The sequence below is a fragment of the Haloarcula marina genome, assembly GCF_024218775.1.
Lineage (GTDB): Archaea > Halobacteriota > Halobacteria > Halobacteriales > Haloarculaceae > Haloarcula > Haloarcula marina.
In genome coordinates this window covers 199584-220962 of sequence record NZ_CP100405.1, presented here as the reverse complement: position 1 = coordinate 220962, position 21379 = coordinate 199584, and the positions used below count along the sequence as shown (strand labels likewise).

16 protein-coding genes and 2 pseudogenes are annotated in these 21379 nt (G+C 57.2%); 7 read left to right on the top strand and 11 right to left on the bottom strand.

The window, feature by feature from the left end; all coding sequences use genetic code 11:
• Positions 1–15: 15 nt before the first annotated feature.
• Positions 16–1641, bottom strand: a complete 1626-nt coding sequence (locus NJQ44_RS18635; protein WP_254274404.1) for an ABC transporter substrate-binding protein — start codon at positions 1639–1641, stop codon at positions 16–18.
• Between the two features lie 973 nt (positions 1642–2614).
• On the opposite strand from NJQ44_RS18635, the gene NJQ44_RS18630 reads away from it, so the two are divergent.
• Positions 2615–3598, top strand: coding sequence for an alpha/beta fold hydrolase (locus NJQ44_RS18630; protein ID WP_254274403.1), 984 nt, complete (start codon positions 2615–2617; stop codon positions 3596–3598).
• A gap of 116 nt (positions 3599–3714) precedes the next feature.
• A complete protein-coding gene (locus NJQ44_RS18625; RefSeq protein ID WP_254274671.1) occupies positions 3715–5121 on the top strand; it encodes an MATE family efflux transporter in 1407 nt (468 codons plus the stop codon).
• 37 nt (positions 5122–5158) lie between these two features.
• Here NJQ44_RS18625 and NJQ44_RS18620 read toward each other — a convergent pair whose 3' ends face one another.
• The 3 genes from NJQ44_RS18620 to NJQ44_RS18610 all read right to left on the bottom strand — a co-directional run bounded on the left by NJQ44_RS18620 (position 5159) and on the right by NJQ44_RS18610 (position 9149).
• The gene (locus tag NJQ44_RS18620) at positions 5159–5722 is read right to left on the bottom strand and encodes an NADPH-dependent FMN reductase (RefSeq protein WP_254274402.1); all 564 of its coding nucleotides are present in this window, start codon (positions 5720–5722) and stop codon (positions 5159–5161) included.
• Between the two features lie 950 nt (positions 5723–6672).
• Positions 6673–8040 carry a cytochrome P450 gene (locus NJQ44_RS18615; protein WP_254274401.1) on the bottom strand — a complete coding sequence of 456 codons (1368 nt, stop codon included), beginning with the start codon at positions 8038–8040 and terminating at the stop codon, positions 6673–6675.
• 101 nt (positions 8041–8141) lie between these two features.
• Complete coding sequence (locus NJQ44_RS18610) at positions 8142–9149, bottom strand: outer membrane protein assembly factor BamB family protein (RefSeq protein ID WP_254274400.1); 1008 nt, start codon at positions 9147–9149, stop codon at positions 8142–8144.
• Between the two features lie 157 nt (positions 9150–9306).
• Here NJQ44_RS18610 and NJQ44_RS18605 point away from each other — a divergent pair, with 157 nt between their 5' ends.
• Both NJQ44_RS18605 and NJQ44_RS18600 read left to right on the top strand, forming a co-directional pair.
• Positions 9307–10965: an outer membrane protein assembly factor BamB family protein gene (locus tag NJQ44_RS18605; protein WP_254274399.1), complete on the top strand. Its 1659-nt coding sequence runs from the start codon at positions 9307–9309 to the stop codon at positions 10963–10965.
• 527 nt (positions 10966–11492) lie between these two features.
• Positions 11493–12413, top strand: coding sequence for a diacylglycerol/lipid kinase family protein (locus tag NJQ44_RS18600; RefSeq protein ID WP_254274398.1), 921 nt, complete (start codon positions 11493–11495; stop codon positions 12411–12413).
• A gap of 86 nt (positions 12414–12499) precedes the next feature.
• Here NJQ44_RS18600 and NJQ44_RS18595 read toward each other — a convergent pair whose 3' ends face one another.
• The 3 genes from NJQ44_RS18595 to NJQ44_RS18585 form a co-directional block, all read right to left on the bottom strand.
• Entirely contained in the window at positions 12500–13324 is an 825-nt protein-coding gene (locus NJQ44_RS18595) for a M48 family metallopeptidase (protein WP_254274397.1), read from the bottom strand.
• 369 nt (positions 13325–13693) lie between these two features.
• Positions 13694–14761, bottom strand: coding sequence for an MBL fold metallo-hydrolase (locus NJQ44_RS18590; RefSeq protein ID WP_254274396.1), 1068 nt, complete (start codon positions 14759–14761; stop codon positions 13694–13696).
• 694 nt (positions 14762–15455) lie between these two features.
• Positions 15456–17105 (bottom strand): sensor histidine kinase, encoded by a 1650-nt coding sequence (locus NJQ44_RS18585; protein ID WP_254274395.1) that lies wholly within the window; start codon positions 17103–17105, stop codon positions 15456–15458.
• Positions 17106–17380: 275 nt separating this feature from the next.
• Between NJQ44_RS18585 and NJQ44_RS18580 the strand changes: the two are divergent.
• The 3 genes and pseudogenes from NJQ44_RS18580 to NJQ44_RS19595 form a co-directional block, all read left to right on the top strand.
• Positions 17381–17707 (top strand): annotated as a pseudogene (locus tag NJQ44_RS18580) (primase-associated protein); the annotation flags it as partial.
• A 314-nt stretch (positions 17708–18021) separates the two neighbouring features.
• A complete protein-coding gene (locus NJQ44_RS18575) occupies positions 18022–18660 on the top strand; it encodes a MaoC/PaaZ C-terminal domain-containing protein (RefSeq protein WP_254274393.1) in 639 nt (212 codons plus the stop codon).
• Positions 18661–18757: 97 nt separating this feature from the next.
• On the top strand, positions 18758–18913 hold the full coding sequence (locus NJQ44_RS19595; RefSeq protein WP_431357800.1) for a hypothetical protein: 156 nt from the start codon (positions 18758–18760) through the stop codon (positions 18911–18913).
• A 139-nt stretch (positions 18914–19052) separates the two neighbouring features.
• Here the strand turns inward: NJQ44_RS19595 and NJQ44_RS18565 are convergent, their stop codons facing one another.
• From NJQ44_RS18565 to NJQ44_RS18550, 4 genes and pseudogenes are all read right to left on the bottom strand, one after another.
• A complete protein-coding gene (locus NJQ44_RS18565) occupies positions 19053–19643 on the bottom strand; it encodes a cupredoxin domain-containing protein (protein ID WP_254274684.1) in 591 nt (196 codons plus the stop codon).
• A gap of 8 nt (positions 19644–19651) precedes the next feature.
• Positions 19652–20020 (bottom strand): SHOCT domain-containing protein, encoded by a 369-nt coding sequence (locus tag NJQ44_RS18560; protein ID WP_254274670.1) that lies wholly within the window; start codon positions 20018–20020, stop codon positions 19652–19654.
• A 129-nt stretch (positions 20021–20149) separates the two neighbouring features.
• Positions 20150–20370, bottom strand: a pseudogene (locus NJQ44_RS18555) (hypothetical protein).
• 243 nt (positions 20371–20613) lie between these two features.
• The gene (locus NJQ44_RS18550) at positions 20614–21357 is read right to left on the bottom strand and encodes a plastocyanin/azurin family copper-binding protein (RefSeq protein ID WP_254274392.1); all 744 of its coding nucleotides are present in this window, start codon (positions 21355–21357) and stop codon (positions 20614–20616) included.
• Between the last annotated feature and the right edge of the window lie 22 nt (positions 21358–21379).

The following is a 21379-nucleotide window of genomic DNA, read 5'->3' as shown; positions in this document are numbered from 1 at the left end:
GGTAAAATCCGTCCGCTATTCCGCGAGACCGCTGTCTAGCGGGGTCAGTAGCTCGTCCTCACGGCCCTGATAATCGAGGGCGTTATCGTATCCGATCAGTGCTTGCTGGCCATGGAGGAACACCCACCCTCGCTCCTCGACGACAAGTCGGTTCATCTCCTGGACGATGGGTTCAGCTTCGTCCAGCGGCGTGCTGATGGATTCCTCGAAGAGATCCACCAGTTCGTCGTATCGCGGGTTTTCTCCGAACCGGCTCTGTCCATTCGTGTCGATCAGCGTGCTGTTGATGGTTTCTCGGCCGTCGTACGATGGGTGCCCGTATCCGACGATGAAGAAGTCTAGGTCCATCGGTCGGGACCGGGCCCACTTGTCGGTGAAGCCGCCGCCGTATGGAACGATGTCGGGTTCACAGGAGATTGTCTCGAGCTGGTCGATCTGGTTTGCGACTGCGACACCGAACTCTTCGCCCAGCAGGAACCGGCCGGTCGGGACGGTAAGCTCGAGCTCCATCCCAGCGTAGCCAGCTTCTTCGATCAGTTCATCTGCGCGGTCGGGATCGTACGGAATCGGCTCGATGTCCGGGTCGTACCCGTACATCTGCGGAAGCGTCGGCTGGGTAGATCGAACGGCGAACCCGTCCATCACGTCTTCGATATATCCATCGACGTCGACGGCGAGGTTCATCGCGTGGCGCATCTCCCAGACGTTCCACGGTTCCTGACGCTGGTCCATCACGATTTTCAGCACCCTGGATGTCGGGGAGGTGCTGATCCCGAGGTCCTCGTTCTGGTTGATTGCCGGAACCTCCGTCGGTGGCACGGATTCCGCAATCTGGTACTCGTTCGCGCGGAGTCCAGAGACCCGCGTCGAATCCTCCGCGATCCAGTCGACTGTGACCGTATCGACTTCGGAAGCCCACTCTGGCAACTCGCCCCAGTAGTCTTCGTAGGGCTCGTACGTCGCGTCGTTCCCCGGGTTGTGGTTGACAAGCTGCATCGGCCCAGTCCCGTTCGACTGGACCGCCGTCTCGTCAGGACTCCGTTCTTGCGTCCACGATTTGTTGACGATCGACAGTCCAAGGAAGTGAGCGCACGCGTTCTCGACGAACGAGTTGGTCCCATCCGAGAGGATGTCGATGGTGTAGTCGTCGATGATCTCCGTTCCAGTCACGCCGGGAAGATTACCCTGTAGCGCACTGGTTACGTGTACGTCAGGGTCCTGAATCCGGGCGACGCTGTACTCCCAGTCCTCAGCGGTCATTTCGTCCCCGTTATGGAACGTGACGCCCTCACGGATCTGGAACCGGAACCGGCCAGGTTCTTCGCGTCCCCAGTCCGTCGCGAGGCCCGGCATCTTATCGCCCTCAGGTCCTCGAAGAATCGGGCGTTCGTACGCCATCGTGATGGCGGCGTTGTTCTGGATTGCGCCAGTTTGATGCGGATCGATAACCCCGCTACTGATCGTCGGCGCGGCTAGATTGAGTTCACGGTTCGGGAATAGATTTCCACCCGAACTCTGGTCACTCTCCTCACTCGAACCCTGGTCACTCTCTCCGCCCGAACTTTCAGAACAGCCTGCAAATAGTCCCGCTACTGACGCAGCTCCAATACTTTTCATAAAACGCCGTCGATTCGATTTCATATTGCAATTATCCGGACCTTAATCAGACATATAAGAATTTCGTGGGTATATGATTAACATATTAAAGATTGGCTAAACTCTACAAGATGTGGGGGAGCATATTGCTATCCTAGTATTCGTCCAGCAATTTCAAGATTTGCTTCACTATTAGCAAGTGTAACACTCAAAGGGTATAAATCTTCACATGATTATCCAAATCTCTCCAAAATATTCAAATATTACTGGTCTCGTCGTGGCTTGCGCCCGGAGAGACACTGAACCGGTTGCAGTCACGTGATTTGAATGACGTATTGGGGGTCGCACACAGTACTCTGTCACCGGTGCGACGTCGAGTGCGAACGAGACCTCCATGGCTGCGGAACAATCGAAAGTGTCGCCAGCGTATTCGCTTCCAGTTGTCCGTACTGGTCGAGTCGATATCGCCACTACGCAGCGCGATCTCCGCGTCCCATGCGGGCACATCACCTGCGATAGCTGTTGCATCGGTCTCGATTGCTTCGACCGTATCGGGTCGATGGTTCCCCATGTCTGGGCCCACGGTACGCGACATTCCAGCTTCGTGCCCCTTCGTAGGACCGTAACTGCCGATGGGTGGAATGGGGCCATCCACCGCTGCATTCTTGGACACCTGTCAGGCACGAACGCACTACCGGACAGTTATTTCGACATCTATTTGACGTTCCATACATCTCTGGGGATAAAGACAATATGTTCAAATTATTGGAAGATTTAAGATAAGAATTTAATCTGGAGAAATACACACTATATGCCACTAATAGCGTTTGAAGGTTCAGTAACAGCACAAATATTGAAAATCTATGGAATAGGTAAAGAAGAAACAGCATTATAATATTAACAATATTAAAATTCTTCCATCTTTTATACAGAAGCTATTTATATACTGATTGAATCGGCTCCTTTACGATTGATGCCCGCCCGTCCGTTGGGAGGGTAATGATCTATCCACCCATCCATGAGCAAAACAACTGGACGATTCGAAGACGTAGACCCGGACGCAGCGATTGGCGGGTACGAACCGAAGTATGTCGACGTGTCACACGGCCACCTCGAGGACATCAAGACACGATATTACGACGTAGGTAGCGGCCAACCACTCGTGTTAGTTCACGGCAACGGCTGGAGCGGGTCAAGCAACGCGAACACCTGGTCTGAAATGTTCGAGTATCTCGCCGATGATTACCGGGTGCTTGCCGTCGACCGCATCGGCTGTGGGATGACCGACAATCCCGACGATCCAGAGGATTTCCGCTACGAATCCGACGTCAACCACATTATCGGATTTCTCGACGCACTCGACCTGGAGACGACGCATATCGCTGGCTGGTCACGCGGTGGCGGACTCGTCACCCGTGTAGCCGTCGAGATTCCCGACCGCATCGACAGCCTCATTATCTGCAACAGTGCGACACTCGGTCCATCCGCGGGAGACAGTGCCCACCGGTTTGATATCATCTTCAAACAGGACGAACTCGGGCTCGAAAAGACTGACCCGGAGTACATGAAGTACTTCTACTATCAGTACTCACATCAGAAGGAGTATATCACTGAAAATCGGACAAACATCTGTGCCTATCTCGAAAATAGGGACAAAGCGCTCGAAACGGCGAGAATAATGGACGATGAGGGCTATATCGACTCGTGGACCGAGTCACTCGACGCCCATATGAAAGAGACACATATGCGAATCAAAGACGGAGTGCTGGATATGCCGGTTCTGTACGTCCTCGGCCGGGACGACCCGACGGTCCCGCCGGTGATGGCCCTTGCAGCCTACGATATGATCGGCGAGCACAACGGCAAGGTCCGGATGAAGACCATCAACCACTGCGGGCACATGATCTTCATGGAACACCCGCGTGAACTCGCCAGCACCTTTGTCGAATTTCTCGACTTCTACCACGGGGAAGGGGCAGACGAACCGCACGAATTCTTCTAGGCAGTGGTCCGACCCTCACATCTGGCCCTCAGGGACGTGTTCGACACTTCATCGCCGCCGACCCGCAGTTATACCACACGGACCAGAACGTGAGTCAACGGAGTTCACCTGTGGACATGACCACAGGCTCAATCGTCCCGAAACTGTTCACGTTGACGTGGCCACTCGTAATCGGCAATCTGCTCCAGACGGTCTATAATCTGGCAGATATGTTCTGGGTGGGCCGTGTGAGCGGGGCTGCCGTCGCAGCCGTCTCGCTGATGTTCCCGCTTTCGTTCATGTTCATCTCGACGGCGATGGGAATTACAGCTGCGACGATCGCATTGGTATCGCAACACATCGGTGCGGGCAACCAGTCGATGGCCGATAAAGTCGTTGCGCAGACCGCACTGCTGACGACGGTTGTCGCCACAGTACTGGGCGCCCTCGGACTGCTGTTCCGGGAATCGATCCTGACTACCATCGGGGCGAGCGGTCAGGTGTACATCGAGGCGCTGGCGTACATCGAAATCATCTTCCTGAGCTTACCGTTCACGTTCCTCTTTTTCGCGTTTCGGGGCTCGCTGCAAGGTGCCGGTGATACGAAGACGGCGATGTGGTTGATGGTACTGTCTGCAGGCATCAACGTCGTACTCGACCCAGTTCTAATTCTGGGCTGGGGGCCGTTCCCAGCTCTCGGGACGCAGGGCGCGGCGATTGCGACGTTCGCGTCCCGGGCGTTTGTTGCTGTGGCTGGGCTCTATCTGCTCCTCCGTGGCGGGTACGGCGTCAATCTCAACCCGCGTGAGTTGCTGCCCGACTGGGAGCTGCAGAAACAACTTGTTTCGATCGGATACCCGGCGACCATCGACGGGTGGGCGCGTAGTTTCGCCGCCGTCGTGATGGTCGGACTGGTCGCGCAGTTCAGTGTCGCAGCGATTGCTGCCTACGGTGTTGGAGTCAGGTTGATGTCCGTTACGTGGACAATCTCGGGTGGTGTGGGCCAGGCGACAGCGACGGGTGTTGGGCAAAATCTGGGTTCGAACAGGCCGGAGCGCGCGGTCGAAGTTACGTGGAAAGCGATGGTCGCAACGATGGCGCTGTTGTTCGGTATTGCTGGCGTCGTCACCACCTTCCCGGCAGCAGCAATCAGGCTCTTCATCGACGACCCTGCAGTGATCACAGAGGGAATCGTTTTCCTCCGGATTATCGCCCCGTTCTGGGCCTTCTTTGGTGGAGTGATGGTGATTCAGGGGGCGTTCCGCGGTGCGGGGACAACGAAAGCGGCAATGATGCTCTCACTCCTGTCACGGTGGATTCTCCGTGTTCCGGTGGCACTCGTCCTGGCGTTCGCGTGGTCGTTCACCATTCCGGGTTCTACCTTCACCGTTACGGCACTCGATTGGGGGGTCGAAGGCCTGTGGTGGGCTTATGCAACCGGTGGATTCCTGTCGTTTTTGTTCGCTGTCTGGTGGTTCAAACTCGGCACTTGGCGAGGAGGTGCTATTACGAACACAGAATATTCGGCTGAACCTACTGATTGAGTGGCAGTTCTGAATGCAAGGACAGCTCGCAGAATTATCACTCGGTACGGCCGCGGCGCGTCGTATTCGCTCGAATGTTTGAGTAGTTGACAGCCTTTTCTCCAAGAATTCTGATCCGCTTTTCGATATCTGCGTCGGTGATCTCACCGTCTTCGAAAACTGATGATGCGTTCCGAATGCCAACTTCGTGGGGAATGGTCCATCCATGCACTGTCCGGATACCAGTCCGCATGTGTTCGAGCGTATGCGCATAGGAGCCGCCACCAGCAGTAGCCAGCAGTCCCACAGTCGTCCCCGAGAACTGATCCTTTCCGAGATAGTCGAAGGCGTTTTTCAGTGCTGAGGAGATCATCCCGTGGTACACGGGGGTCCCCATGATGATTGCATCTGCACGCTCCGCAGTCCGTTTCAACTCTCCTGCGTCACCCCGGTCTCTGTCATCGGGATCAAACAACGGGATGTCCCACTTGCGGAGGTCGATCAGTTCCGTCTCGGCACCCTCAGCACTGGCACCTTTGAGCGCGTACGAGAGTGCCATCCGGGTCGTACTCCGCTGACCCAAGCTCCCGCAAATCGCAACGACGAATGGTTTCTCATCCATTGTTCAGGAGGTCGGACGAACACTGGATAAAATTTTATTAATACGGGTTTAATGCCACCCTATTTTATTATATTCTCTGATAATTGCCAAAATGAGCACATTATCTGACAGAAAATGAAATCTTGTCACACTCGAACCGGCCACGTATCTCATCCATGGTGCCTCATCAAGTGAAGTTCAGTGATTGGTATCGGGTTAATCCTTATCGGAGAGGTTGCGGAGTATAACATCCGTTTCTCGAATGTTGCGGTTCCTCAGCTGTTGAACGATCTAATGGCCATCGGGACACTAATCGCGGTCTTGGGACCCTTCATGTTCTAATTCTTCTCTATCCGCACAAAATAAGCTCGCTACGGTGTACTGTTCCGGTGATCCCCATCACACATTGGAAGCAGAAAATACGGGTTATTGACCTGCTCTCTTCCAAATCTGCGGACCACGACCCTGCAATCTGTGATAGGGCCTGCCGGGGAGCGTCCAGAACGTGCAGGACTGTGACTTAGCGGTTTAGAAGTCATTCAGATGCTCAAACGGAGGTATAGCTACTCGATTGGACAGACTGTTTCTCTCCATGTGGTCGAAATCTAACTCATATCTCTACTGACTTCACCCCCTGTATCGGTCATGCCGTTACTGATATGAATCGAGTAGGTTGATGACGCGCTACTGCATTCAGCGCGCGTAACTTACAGGGCCGTTCGAACGCAGGCGCTGTTATCTCTAAATACGGACTGCAAGAGTAGTTAGAAAGACGCCGTGAATGAATACTTGCTTTAATGCTGGCAAACATGTTGCTGCTATTGGCAATGAAATAGATAGTGTATGAACGATCCTCGCAATTGCAATTCAGAGTCTCCACAAGACGAGGTGATTGGTCTCTGCTCACCGTCGGGGCAGTCAAAGGCCAAGTGACCGTGTCGTAGCTCGGCCCACGGGTAATACACCTAACATCAGTCGCGTTCGGTGATTCGGATCGGAACCGCTCCGGCGGGTTGGGAGGTCATCTGCGGGGAGACCGATACCTCCTCGACTGCGTTCACTCGATAGCGGCGACCGATGGCAGTGAGGACGGCCTTCATCTCTAACCGGGCGAAATGCCGTCCGATACAGATGCGCTGGCCCGACCCGAACGGGACGTAGGCGTGGCCTTTCTCCCGGGGCGTGGTCGTCTCCCACCGGTCCGGGTCGAACCTGAGTGGGTCGTCGTAGAACCGCGAATCGCGGTGCATGTTCCACACCGAGAGCAACACCTGTGCGCCCTCGGGGATGGTGTACCCGCCAACTTCGACGGACTCCGTCGTGACGCGCGGAATCGCGTGGACGGGCGGATAGAGGCGAAGCGCCTCGTCGACGAGGCGGTCGAGATACGGCATATCCTGTAAGTCAGCCAGTGAAGGGACACCGTTGACGGTTGCGTCAACCTCCGCGTAGAACCGTTCGGCGGCGCTGGGATTCGACCCGAGGAGGTAGAGGGAGTAGGTCATCGCGAGCGCGGTGGTCTCGTGTCCGGCAAAGACCATCCCGACGACTTGGTCGAGCACCTCTTCCTCGTCGAATTCGGAGTCGGGGTCGTCCCGAAGCGCCGCCAGTGTGTCCAGTAAACTGTCGTCGTCGGGCGTTGCACCGCTTTCACCCAAGAGTCTTCGCGCGTGGTCTCGTAGCTCCTCTCTGCCTCGGTGGAACTGTCGGCGCGCGGGTGTCGGGACGCCGTCGGGAAGCACCCACGAAGTCGGCTTGAACCAGAGGTTGAGGGCGTGTGCCGATTCAGCCAACTCCTCGAGTTCCGCCTCCGATGGCGAGTGTCCCAGCACTACTTCGAAGAGGTTGGCTAGGGCGATGGTCCGCATCTCCTCGTCGACGTGAAGCGTCTGTCCGCCGTCCCATCTGTCGATTCGAGACGCTGTGACAGCCCCCATCCGCTCGGCGTACTCGCCGATATGCGTCGGGCTGAAAAAGCTCTCCATCGCGTGCCGTTGTCGCTGCCACTGCTCGCCCTCGGCTGAGAGGAGTGCGTCGCCGAACGCCACCTCGAAATCGTCGAGTTTGGCGAAGGTGTCCCGGTCCAGCAGCGCCGACCCGACGTAGTCGGGGTGGGCGAGGACGTACACATCCTTGCCGAGCAACCGCATTCGGAAGATGTCGCCCGTCGTCTCGACGGCCTGCCTGACGAATCCGAACGGGTCGGTGGCGAACGCCACCGTGTTACCGAGAATCGGCAGCCCCGACTGCGTTGGCGGATGTGAGAGTCCCACAGTTGCGTACTCGACGGGTATCCGCCCGGTGAGAAAAATGTTGTTCTCGTCGTCCGTCTGGCTCACGGACGAGCCGGTCAGTTAGGTGCGGAATGTCTGAAAGCAGGCAGGGCTGCCTAAAGCACAGTCTCTCAGCATCACGGCGGAACAGTACCGCACAGCCAGCGCTACTGGACCTGGAATACCCTGGCGCCTGCGGTACTGGTGACCAGCACTTGGCCCTCGTCGGCGAACAATCGTGGGTGCCTGTCCATCGCCGGCGACGGACTCCTGTGATACAGTTCTCCGCTCACAGTGTCAAAGAGCACGATTTCCTGCTCGGTGAGGACCCAGACGCCGTCGGCAGTGACGACCGGATCTGCGACGGGAGTCCCGTTGATTGATTGCCTCCATCGCCGAGTTCCATCCGCTGTACGTATCGCCGACAGTCCAGCGCCGGCGAGATAGACCGTTTCGTCACCGGCCGCGATGCCCCTGCCGCCCGCATATTGTTCGAACTGCCAGACAGTCGACCCGTCACCCGGATTCAGCCGGAGGAGACCCTCGTTGAGCGTGATCAGGAAGCAGCCGCCGTCCGACTGAACGACACCGCCGTCTGAATACAGTTCGCGTTTCCATTGTGTGCCGGTGGTGGCGTCGAAACCCCGGATAAACGCACCGTCGAAGAGGGCGAACGAGCCAACGGCGTCGAGCAAATCGAACCGACAGGCCTCGTCAGGTTTGTCGATAGACTGCGTTACGCGTAAATCCGAGTCGAGCCATTCGACGGCACCGCCGGCGTAATCGCAGTGGCTGGTACTGTATTCCCGCGACACCTCGTGTTCTCCCTCGACGCTGAGGTCCAGCATGAGGCCATCCGAGGTCATCATCATTCCCATGGGAACGCGGTCGAGCGGTCGCCGTTCCACGACGTCGCCGGTTTCTGCAATCCGGAAGAGGGCGTATTCGTCGCCGTCGTTGTCCCGCCCTAGGACGTGCGTCACAGAGCCCGGTGCTATCACAGCGATAGACGGGAGATAGCCATCGACGTGTCCGAAGTCAGTGTTTCCGAGCGACCGCCATTGCTCCTCGCCGGACGCGCGGTCCAACGCGATGACGTAATCGTCTGGATGCGCCGCATACACCCGGTCGCTCCCGACAGCGAAGTGACGCGAGGAGATGTCTGCCGCCCACATCTCACTCAACTCGACCTGATTTGTCGTCGTCTCTCGTTCAGTTGTCGCTTCTTCCGTCGTCTGTTGTGTCGTCGACTGATCCCGGGTCTCCCGGGTCTCCCGGTCCCGTTCCGTCGCGGATGACTGAGTCGAACTCGGCTGCCCCGCTTCCTGAAAGTTGAGACAGCCAGAGAAGGGTGCGCCGCACAGAGATGCGAGGATTGCTCGACGAGAGAGAGGCTCCTTCATTCGTATGGAATCCAGTATATCGCAAGAATTTTATTCAGACCTAATAGTTCTTTGCCAAATGTTATCCAGTCGGACGCGGCGGTCTCTACTTCTCGGGGTATTGAGCCTCTCTGCGGGCTGTCTACGCGGTTCACAACCCACGGATCAGACGGACGAGGACACGGAAACAGACGAACCGACTGGCACCTCGGGCGGTACCAACGAAACGCCTCAGCAACTGGGCGAATCAGCGTTCTCGTTTTCGTACGAGATTGGCGCGGTACCACCGGAACTGACGGTTCGGTACGACACGGGTCCGGCTCTTTCGACGGCGAATCTCCAGCTAGTGGTCGACGGAACCACGCTTCCGTGGGCGGAGCTAAAGGGGTCTAGCGGAGATATCGAGCCAGGTCAGGCGGTCACGCTCACAGACGGTCCCGACGGACTCGATTGGCCCCTCACGCCCGCTGCACCTGTCTCGGTGCAGTATGTCAGCGACGGGGCGACGACCGTCCTCGGTCAGTTCAACGACGGCGGGGCGGCCGCGATGAAATCCGCAGTCCCGTCGAACACAGGCCGCAATCCGGGCGTGGTCGGTGGGACTCGAGTCGAGGAAGCGTGGACTGCCGAGGTAGGGAGAGTCATCCAGCAGGTCGCGATCCGCGACGGAACGGTCTATTACGGGACCTACGACCGACACTTCGACGCGCGGTCGCTGGAGACAGGCGAACTACAGTGGGAATTCGACGCGGCCGCGCCGGATATCGTCAGCGATGACGCGACGATTTCGACGGTCCCGGCGGTGACAGACGACGCAGTCTACCTCGGCGCGGGCAACAGCGCGGTCGGCTATCGGCTGGACCGCGAAACTGGCGACGTGGAATGGGAGGCCGAGATCGCGGCGTTCTCGCCGACAGTCGTCGACGGGACGGTCTACATCGGTGGAGGAAGTGGCGTGATGGCTGTGGATGCCGAATCTGGCGACGTTCTCTGGCAGAAGGGTATCGGCTGGGTTGCCGACGGTGCCGTGGCCGTCGCAGAGGACAAAGTGGTCGCCGCAACCAGAAACGGCTTGGTCTGTCAATCGGCCGAAACCGGCGAGGAAGAGTGGGTTTACTTCGGTGCCGGGCAGGAGAATCCACCCAATCCGGTCGTCGACGACGGCACAGTCTACGGCGTCGGTGGGCAGGGAAGCGGAACGCTATTCGCGCTCGATATCGACGACGGGTCCGAGTCCTGGGTGCTGGACCTCCCCGTGGACCGGGTCGACAGGACACCCATCGTCGGTACCGAGACGATATTCGTCTGTACTCAGTCTGGCCGTCAGGGTATCTTTGCCGTCGATCCCTCGAGCGGAGATATCCAGTGGCGCGGCGAAAACTTGTACGGCATGCAGGCGTTCGCCTCGGAGAGTTCGGTTTATACGGCTGGAAATCCCGATGGGGTTGCCGCGCTCGACGCGACCACTGGCAACGCGCTTTGGGAGTTTGCGCCGGATTCGTCCGGTGACATCGTCTCCCCCATCGCCGCCGCCGAGGGGTATGTCGTCTACGTCGAGAAATCGGGTGACCGATACGAATTGAGAGCGCTTCGAGAGCGGGGTGAGTGAAGACGTCTGCGGAGTTACATCGTCGTCATCCGGTCGCCGTCGACCCAGAATGCGGGACCGTCGTGGATGAGGGAAACTACAGCTACGCGTTCCCAAGCTGACGACCCGCATACCCTGCTCCCAGCAGGCCTACGATATCGCGGCGCCCGCTGCTGTCGACGGTGTCGCCGTGGTGGAACCAAAAGTAGATGATCGACGACGCAGACAGTGCCCCGCCGACTACGCGACTCCGACACAAGACAATGAACGATATGAACACGGCCGCCAGCAACGTTCTCACGCCGGCACTCGGGTAACTAACGGTGTGCGATGCGTTTCTTGGTGAATTGGGTCAGGGTTTCGGGGACCTACTGTAGGAATTGTGCGGTCCGGGTAGCAGTGGAAGGAAGCCCCCTCCATCCGACACCGTCGAAGTCGACGCCAACCACCGGGTCGATGGGAGCATACCACACCACCGTTTCCGCTGTTAGCGGGGCCCCGAATCAGCCACCCGCACAGTTTTCAGTACCGGTGCAGAGTATGTATCAATGGGTCCGACCCGTGTCGTCGTCAGGAATCCCAACAGCGGCGACGGCAAACGAACCAAGCGTGCGAAAACAATCGCGGCCAATCGCGGCTGGGAAGTCCTCGACAGTCAGGGCGGTGAGCATACCATCGAACTCGCAGCCCAAGCCGCCCAGCGAGCCGACACAGTAGTCGCGTGTGGCGGTGACGGAACGCTCAACAAAACCGTCCAGGGCGTCCAGAACGCTGGCCTGCTCGACGATGTGTCCATGGGCGTTCTCCCGGCGGGTACCGGCAACGACTTCGCCGACAACATCGGGATCCGGGGTATCGACCACGCCTTCGAGGTCATCGACTCCGGCGAGTGTCGACGGCTAGACCTCGGGACGGCCAACGATAGACTGTTCCTGAACTCCTGTGTCGGTGGGCTGACTGCCGAATCGAGTGCGAAGACATCCCGCTCTCTCAAGCGACGACTGGGCGTCCTGGCATATGTCCTGACAACGCTCTCGACGACACGGGACTTCGAGCCACTCTCGTTGTGGGTGTCTGTGGGACCAGAGCGTGATCCGGCGTGGGCTGGCGAAGCCCTGATGTTGCTCGTCGGGAACGGTCGTCGGTTCCCCGGCGAACAGATGCGCCAAGCGAACATGGAAGACGGGATGGTCAACGCCGTCATCATCGAGGATGCACCAGCCATCGATTACCTCTCGAAAGGCGCGGCGGACAGACTCCTCCGTCGCCGAGCCAGCCACCTCACACGGATCAAGAGCTCACACCTCCACGTCACACACGATGGCGACCCCGTTCAGTTCAGCCTCGACGGTGAAATGATCGAAACGAACGAACTGACGGTCGATAGTAACCCGGGCGCGATCGAGTTCTTCGTTGGCGACGACTACGACCCCGCACCGGAAGAATGGAGCAGGCCCGTCAAGAATTGATCACGCGTCGAACCTCGCTTCCTCTGCCCAACAGACGATCTTTCGTTCGATCTTTTCGCGCGGTCAGCCACTGGGTTCGACGCTGCTCAGTTACGGAGTCGGTCGATTCGTTTCTCCGTGGGCGGATGCGTCGAGAACAGTCGTTCGAACAGCCCCTTGTCCGCGTTGAAGATACAGAGGGCACTCATGCTGTCGTCTACAGTCGACTCCCGACCCTCCGCACCGCGAGAGATTTTTTCGAGGGCGCGGGCCAGTGGCTCGCCGGTGCCGATGGCTTGCCTGGCGTCTGCATCAGCGACGTACTCACGGTACCGCGAGATGGCGAGGACGAACACCATCACTAGGGCGTTTGCGAGCGAGGAGGCGACCATCGCAAGAATCCAGGACCCGATGTTGCGCTCACCACCGAACAGCACCGCGAAGTACGCGACGTAGCCCACGAGCATCCCGATCGACTGCCCGATTACCATGGTAATCACGTCACGGTTCTTGATGTGGGCCAGTTCGTGCGCGACCACACCTTCGAGTTCGTCGTCGTCCAACAGCTGCATCAATTCGGTGGAGACGACGACTACCCCGGCACCCTTCCGCCCGACAGCGAAAGCGTTCGGGACGCCCATGTCCATCATCATGAGGCGTGGTTCGTCGATGCTCATATCTCGACTGAGCCGTCGGACCATCTGGTGGACGTAGCCGAACCGTTGGTCGTCGGGCATATCTTTGGCGCGACGGAGCGCTAGCCATTTACCCAGTTTGTACTGGATCGCCGGGACGACGAGGATCCCGATCAGTAACACCGGTAGCAGTGGCAGTCCCAAGAGGACCGACAGTGCAGTCCCGGCGAATATGTAGAACGCAAACAGGATTGCACCGACGACGAGCATCCGTAGTTGCAGGCCGAAGTCTGTCACGGGAGGGTCTACTCCGTCTGCCGGTAAAACCCTCTTGATGACACTCACGATCGGTTCGCTCATATGACAGGGCCCTCTGCGTCCGATACTCAAGTGAACTGAACGGGCCTCCAGTAGCCTCAGCATCCGCCTTGATGATTACCAACACGCCAACCGATCACTTATTGCCAAATCTTAATTGTATGTTAGTAATCAGGAATGGGCGAAAATGAACGCCGAGGACCAAATTCTGTTTTGACGGCTCTGTTGAAACCCTCTGAGTTTGATAGGTGTGGCCTGCTGAATATAGAGAGTGTAGTCAGCGGTAGTCGATTTGGTTACTGAAATGTCGGCCACGTATCCTCGTAATATGCGGCCCGTCGGAAGAACTCAACTGACCTCCTCGGGAGGGCCGAACGGTCCGAGAATCCCGTAGTCGACCCTGAGAGCCTCTATCATCGTCTCAGCGTGACTCTCCATGAACACCTCTGCACCCTGAAGCCGACCGGACCACGTTTCGAGCGTCGCCTCCGCTGCCTGCTCGGTCAGGGCGTTTAGATACGCGTCGAAGAGCACCCACGGGTTGGTCGACTCGGCTTCCTGGGCGACGGCCTGAAAGTCCACCGACTCGATCGCTTCCTCCGAGTTTGCTTTCAAATCGGTGACAAAATCGAGTTGCGTCCGGACGTCCTCCGGTGTCCCTGGCTCCGCGAGGTGGCCGGCTACGAGCGTGTCGAAATCGTAGCGCAAAGCTATCTCGTGGGCCTCGATGTAGCCGTGGATATTCTGTGAGACGGCGAGGGCTTTGAAGGGAATCCAACCGGGGAAGATCACGTCGACCAGCATCAACACCGCATGGTCGGGTGCGTAAATGAAGAGGTTGTCCGGCGTGTGGTTCGGTCCCCTGTAATCGAGATCGAGTTCCTGATCGCCGACCTCGAGGTTGTAACTCCCCGTGAAAGTTTTCGTCGGTGCCGGCCGATTGGGATCCTCAAACTGCGAGAGCAACCGTTCGGTCTCCTCGTGGGCGATGATTTCTACCTCGTCGTCGAACAGGCTCGCTCCACCGATGTGGTCTGCATGGTAATGGCTGTAGACGAGGTGCGTGATCGGTTGGTCAGTAACTTCGTCGACGGCTGGGAAGATGCTGGCGACGAGCGACGGCGGTGCGTCCACTACGACGACGCCCTCGTTGGATACGAGAAACATTATCTGGTACGTTCCGTCAGAGAGAAAGTACAACCCATCACCGAGATCTCTGAGGTCGTATTGTTGCTGTAGGGAAGCATTGGCGCCGACGGCGGCATCTTGGGCCGAGAACGAAAGGGGGTGAGCTGTCGCACTACCCAGACCGCCGAGGCCGAGTAATGCTGCCGACCCCGCGAGCCACTCACGTCGGTTCAGTCGGAATCGCGGTGCGTCTCGTCTGTCGGTTTCGTCCGAGGTTGGCGATGGCATCAGTTGGTTTCCTGCACCATGAGCCACGCCGACGGTGGCACTAAGTGCAAACAGCCGTAGGTATACCTCTGACTTTGTTATTTGTTGACACGATAGTTCGTGTCAGGGATTACCAAGTGGGCTTGAATGGAAACAGCCGATTATTCTCAGATTCGTGAGGGCCCGAACATTACCGGAGCTGGCTGAAAGCCTTCCTTAGGTGATGAGGTTGCACAGGATTAGCGACGAGGGAAAGGTCGGTCAATTCTAACCCCACTCTGCACACATACCATAAGTCACAATCAAAGTATTCTGCGCGTGTGTTTTCTCCACGAATGCCTAGATGATATTTACCTGTACTTGGAGACGTGTTAGCCGAATCTGACCATGCATACGCGCGCTGTATGCAGCACAACCTCGGAAATCTATTATGATGCTGTCAGTACCGCCGTAACCGATACAGAGGGTGTATTCAGCACGGTAGCCTCATTTTTTCACGCTGAAGTCAACGAAGGGTTTGTTCAGTAGGCCTGCATATCGACGCCAGGGAACAAGCTAATCAACGTAGATCTTCAGAGAGTCCTGCTGATACTGCCGGCTGTAACAAACTAAGTAACTCACCACCCCGAGATGGCGAATAGTTTTGCGAACTTACAGCCGGCAGTATGAACACACTGCGTATATCCTGCAGGAAGGGGGGTCAGTCGTTCTCTCACTATGATTTCAACAATTCGACAATAAATACTGCGCCTTTAGGTTCGTTATCTTCGACCCACACGTCCCCGTCAAACTTCCTCGTTAATGTGTAGACGAGATAGAGACCAATACCGGTACTGGGGCTGTTGAGGCCTTTTTGACCCTTCCCAAAGATCTGCTCTTTCCGGCTATCGTGGATTCCTGGCCCATTATCCGCAATCTGAACGCGAACGGTCTCTTTGGTCTCTGTGTAGGTAACCGTGATTTCCGGTATCTCTTCGTCGTTGTGCTGGACCGCATTTTCGAATAGATTTCGGAAGACAGACGATAACAGCTCATTTGCGTAAACCGATACCTGCGGTAGGTTACCCGACACGCGAAAGGTCACATCCGGATGTGAATCACGTACCGTAGCGAGCTCGGATTCGAGTATCTCATCCAGCGCAATCGGTTCCAACTCGGCCATTCGCTCATCCGAGAGTGACTCAACAAAGTCTCCCACAATGTCTGTAATTTCAATCACGTGACGGGATTTCCGTAACACCCGGTCAAGCGCGTCTTTTCCCTCGACCGTGACGTGATTTTGAAGTTGTTCGCCCCAGGCGAGAATCACTTGCATATCGTTTCGGATGTCGTGGCGGACCATACGATTCAGAGCTTCGAGTTGTTCTGTCTTCTCTTCGAGTTGCTCCCGGTAGGATTCCCGAGCTGTGACATCAGTTAGTGTCACTAACTGGCCCGTCTGAACTTCACCTGCCATAAATGGCGCAGATGACACCTCATAGGCCCGAATTCCGTCATTCGACATTACTGTGAGTATCCCTTTCTCGGATATTTTTTCTGCAAGTGAGGAACTTACAGACTCAACTGAGGTACCGATTGAATCCTGCAGGTCCGGAAAAATTCTGCTGGCTGCTTGATTATAGTCAAGAATCTGTCTATTCGTGCCCAGGAATACGGCGGGGTCGTCAGTCTCACCAGTCAATCTGATTGCCTCAAACCGGTGGATATAGACGAATAGCGTGCCCACAGCGAACAGCGCGACACCGGGGGGCTCATACATCAAGGGAAGGACTTCCTCGATTTGCTCGCCAAGGATCGTCACTATAGTAGGAATCGCAGTGAGGCCGAGAAGACCTATGAGCGGACGACTGTCTGTTCCGGTGTGATAGAACTGTTCAATGAGCATAAAGAATCCAACTGCGATGACCGCATAGGACAGCCCAAGTACGATCCAATAAAGCAATTGATGCTGTATTGCGAGATGTGGAAACGGATCGGTTGTCCATTCAGCGGTGAAATAGAGATTATGGAGTGGATTAGTGAACTTGAGAACAGTAAACACTAGGAAGATGCCTATAGCGACGTTTCGGTAGGGGGCTTCTCGTGGTGGACGACCTGTATAGGCAGCACAGAAGTATAGCCAAGCACCGACTGCGACAAATGCGAAGACGAAGCCAATGATATAGAACGCGTATTTGACTGGTTCAGTCGGAGCAAGGAAATATCCGACGTAGCCGGCTGACCAAAGGGATACCGACCCCAAGAGTCCGATGAGCCCCTTCCGCGTTCCTGGATGCTGGATGGACCGAGCACGTGGAATAGTAGCAAGACAGACGACCGCTGTGACCGAAAAAAGCATCACATAGCCAATAAAAAGCCACTTCACCAAGAGACAAATTTGCCGAGTGGGGGATAAGTATTGGTTTTTAATACCGCTCTGCTACACTCACACTCTGTCACCTGTATGGCATATGTGATAGATTTCAAATAGGATAGGGGCTAGACGACTACAGTGGCAGATGGTATTGACCGACCCACGGCCCCAACAACCTATCAGTGACTGAGGATTTCAACAGAGCCGTTTTGACTAATATTTACACTCGATTGGCTTTCCCAAGAGCACGATCGGTGGGCCATTGGGTGACCAATTAAGTCTGAATGGACCTGTACAACTTCGCCCGGATAGTGATGTGGCTTCCACAGTATCAGGACAGCGACCTCGAGACGATTGTCGCAGACCTCAAGGACGTCTTCTCGCGGTGGCCCTGGTACGACGAACAGGTCACTAATTACCAGATTCGCTATGCGTTCTCGAATACGATTGGGGGCGACACCCCGCTTCCGATGAACTGTGACAACGACGATATGCAGCGGTACTGCATCGGCCAGGAGCAGTGTCCGTACTCAATCTGGGGGAGCCTTCCCTTCCCGGATGAAATGTACGAGCAGGTTGAAGGGGAATCTGCGCGCCCTGTTGAGCAATTCTGAATCACAGACATACCTCATATACGTAGCGCTCGCGATCATTCTCGGAGATATGGGGGTGAGTCTCGCGGTCACCACGAACGCGCACCGGTTGAGTCGGGTGTCGCCGGTCGGGGTCTCAGTTGAGCCGACCCATGATAGCGCCGGGTGAGGTCATCGACGGTCGCTCACGGGTTCCCGATCGCTCTCGGTGTTTTCTGAGAAGCAGATACCGACACGTACGTTGATAGTGATTCGCCACGTTACTCTCTAGCAGGCCTGTTGAACAGCTCCGACGGCGAACCCGTTCGCGACCGAGCCATCAATTCAGCGTACCCATGCCAGTTGACCCCGTGTGTGGGATGGAAATCCCGACAGAGACCGCCGAAGCGACTACCGAGTACGAAGGCGATTCATTCTACTTCTGCTCGAACGACTGCCGAGCGTTGTTTGCTAGCGCGCCCGAGAAGTACGTCGATACACCCCATCCACATCTTGTTGAGGCAGGCGGGGCTATCCTCCCCCGTTTGCCATACGGCCGTGCGAAAGGTGAATTCGACATCGATATCACAGACCCCACGGCCCTCCAAGAGGGCGACAACGTGAGTTTCTCGAAGGTGATCACGGATGACGACGTCCGGAAGTTCGCCGAGGCGACCAGCGACACGAACGCCCTCCACCTCAACGACACGTTCGCGGAGAAAACGCGGTTCGGCCACCGGATCGTCCACGGGACGCTCGTCTCCGGATTGATTAGCGCCGCCCTCGCGTGTTTCCCCGGCCTCACGATTTACATCTCGCAGAATCTCGAGTTCCGACGCCCGGTCGACATCGGCGACTCACTGACGGCCCAGTGCAAGATCGTCGACGAACTCGAAGACGACCGGTATCGCCTCACGACACGAATCGAGAACGATGCTGGTAAGATCGTCCTCGATGGAACAGCGACAGTGCTGATCGACGCTCTTCCGGAGTGACTCACCTGATAGCCAAACCAAGACAGATGAATCCGTTCACGGCCCACTGGAGATTCAACACAGAATGCTCAACCAGGGAACGGAATCCATCGAGAAGATGCGCCTTCTTCCAGAGCGACTCGGAGAACTCGCGTCCGTCGAGGTCGGACAGACGTCGAGTGAGGTCATATACTCCGAGAACAAACTCGACCACCTACACTACGAGCCCCTGACCGACGACCGACTCGGCCACTGCTCGTCGTCTACGCGCTGATTAACCGTCCCTACAGCCTCGACCTTCAGCCCGACTCGACGCGTCGCTGACGCTGGGAGACTACGTGAATCGATACATCGACACCTGCGTCGATGTCGTCCGAGAGCGAACTGGTACTGGAGACATCTACGACGGATCCCTACGTGACGACGATGCCACCGTCGATTTCCATGTATGGGTGTCCATAGCCACAGTAGGTCAGACAACTCAGCGTGTAATCGCCCCGTTGCGTCGCTCCTAACCGACGAACGATGGGTCTGGTGGCATTTTGCGGAAGGGCTACTGGGTGCATCATCATACCACCGCCCATGTGAATCTGTCCGGAAGGCATAATTGCCAGGCTATGATCTGGGTACTGCTCGTTCGCTTCTTCCAGTAGTTCGTGGAAGTCGCCGTCGGCCGGGGCCGGGATGCGTTCCGCATTTCGTTCTTCGAGGGCCTCGTGGTCGGGTAGGGCGTCTTGGACCGATGCTGGAAGGGACTGGACGGCTTGACTCGCGAGCGTGTTGAATGCGACCACACGGAGAACATCGTTCCGTTGCAGGCTGATGCGGTCCTGTTCCTCGCCGGATTCGTCGACGATGATGAACCCCCAGTGATACGCGCCGACGTAGATCGTTCGATCGACGCCGCCGCTGCTTCCCGGAAGATTGCCGACACAGCCCGAGAGACTCGCGAGGCCGGCTCCGAGCGCAGTGAGTAACTCGCGCCGCTGTACTGTCGGGGACATCTTGGAACCTATTGTGACTCCTTGCGGGTGAGTTTCGCACGCCGTTCCTCGAACTCCTCGTCGGAGAGATCGCCGCGTGCGTACGCGACCCGAAGCTCCTCGAGCGCCCTGTCAGTGGTCATCGACGACCCGACACCACCGACGAGGCCGCGATAGAGGAGGTAGCCGATGCCGACGAGGACGACGAGCCAGACGAGCATCATCCCGATGCCCCACAGCGGCGAGAGGCCCCCGGCCGTGCCGCCGCCCCACCACCAGCCCATCATCCCCATCATCGGGGCGGCGAAGACCATCATCAGCATCGGAAACAGGACGATCACAGCGAGGACGATCAGGACGATGCGGAGCAGGCCGTCGGAAGAGCGCTCTGTCGACATGGTGTACCAGTAGAGACGTTCGTCCACGACGGACATAAAGTTGGTCGGCTGGCAGTACTGCTCCGGGAATGGCCTGAAAGTCGAAGACAGACACGATGTTGGTCCGTGTCTTTATCGAGGTGAATCCAGTCAGCAGCAGTCGGCTCCGTCAGGCGACCACTCGCACGCATCACCCGTCGTCAGACTATTTTCGTCGATGTACACGGAGAGGCACGCGTAGTTACAGAAGTACGTCGGGAACCGCAGTCGTCGGTGCAGTCACGAACACAGATCGGCTTGTGATCGTAGATTCTCGACCCGCAGTAGGCACACGTCTCGTCATCTTCGGGACGTTCGACAGCCGTCGCCATCTCTACTGTTAAAATTCGATTGCCCCGATCATCGGCTCACCCACACACTTCGGGCAGACGTCGGTGTCGTCTTCCGCCATACAGTGTCGGAGACAAGTGATTCCACAGGTCTCACAGACGAACACCTCGTCATCGCTGGCACACTGTGACTCACAGATGTAGCACCGAACCTTGGTCGCTAGAACGTACGGTAGGAACCGGCATAAATCGCTGTGCTCGCCACTCTCAGCAGAGGAGACGTGTTCAGTCCTGCTGATCCTCTCCTAACCGCTCACGTCGTCGCTGGAACTCCTCGTCGTCAATATCGCCGCGTGCGTATCGTCGCTGGAGGGTTTCCATCGCGGAATCATCAGCCCGTGAAGACGCATCTCCCCGACGTAGTGCCCAGTAGATGAGTCCGCCGACTAGCCCGAGCAGTCCCAGTGCCCCGCCGACGAACGGCAGTCCGCCACCCCAGCCGCCGTTCATCATTCCGGGCCCACGACCCATTCCTGGCCCCATCATTCCGCCACCAGGGGTCGCGTTACCGTCCGCGCTCGACCCATACGCGACAGCCCCTCGCTCCACAATCGTGTCGCTGTCCGGCACGTCGCCGTCCGGAATCGGACTCCCTTCGGCTGGCCCACCAGGGCTGCCGACGACGATGCGACCGACCATCCCGACCGACTTGTGCGGGATGCAGTAGTAGTCGTACGTGCCCGGTTCCTCGAAAGTGTGCTCGAATCCCCCCGACGAGATGACCCCGCTATCGAATGCGCTGGCAGCAGCCGGAATCCGGCTCTCGTAGGCCGTCGCCGAGTGTGCCCCGGCCGCGACCTCGAACCGGAGGGTCGTTCCGGGCTCGACGTGGAGCCCAATCGGGTCGAAGTAGTTGTTCCCCATCCTGACGACGGGTGTCTCCTGAGCAGCAACTGAGCGAGATAGGCCAGCCGTCGCGACCGTCCCGGCCCCGAGCGCTCCCAGAAATTGGCGTCTACTGTAGTTCATCATCTGTGTCATTTGGTTTCCG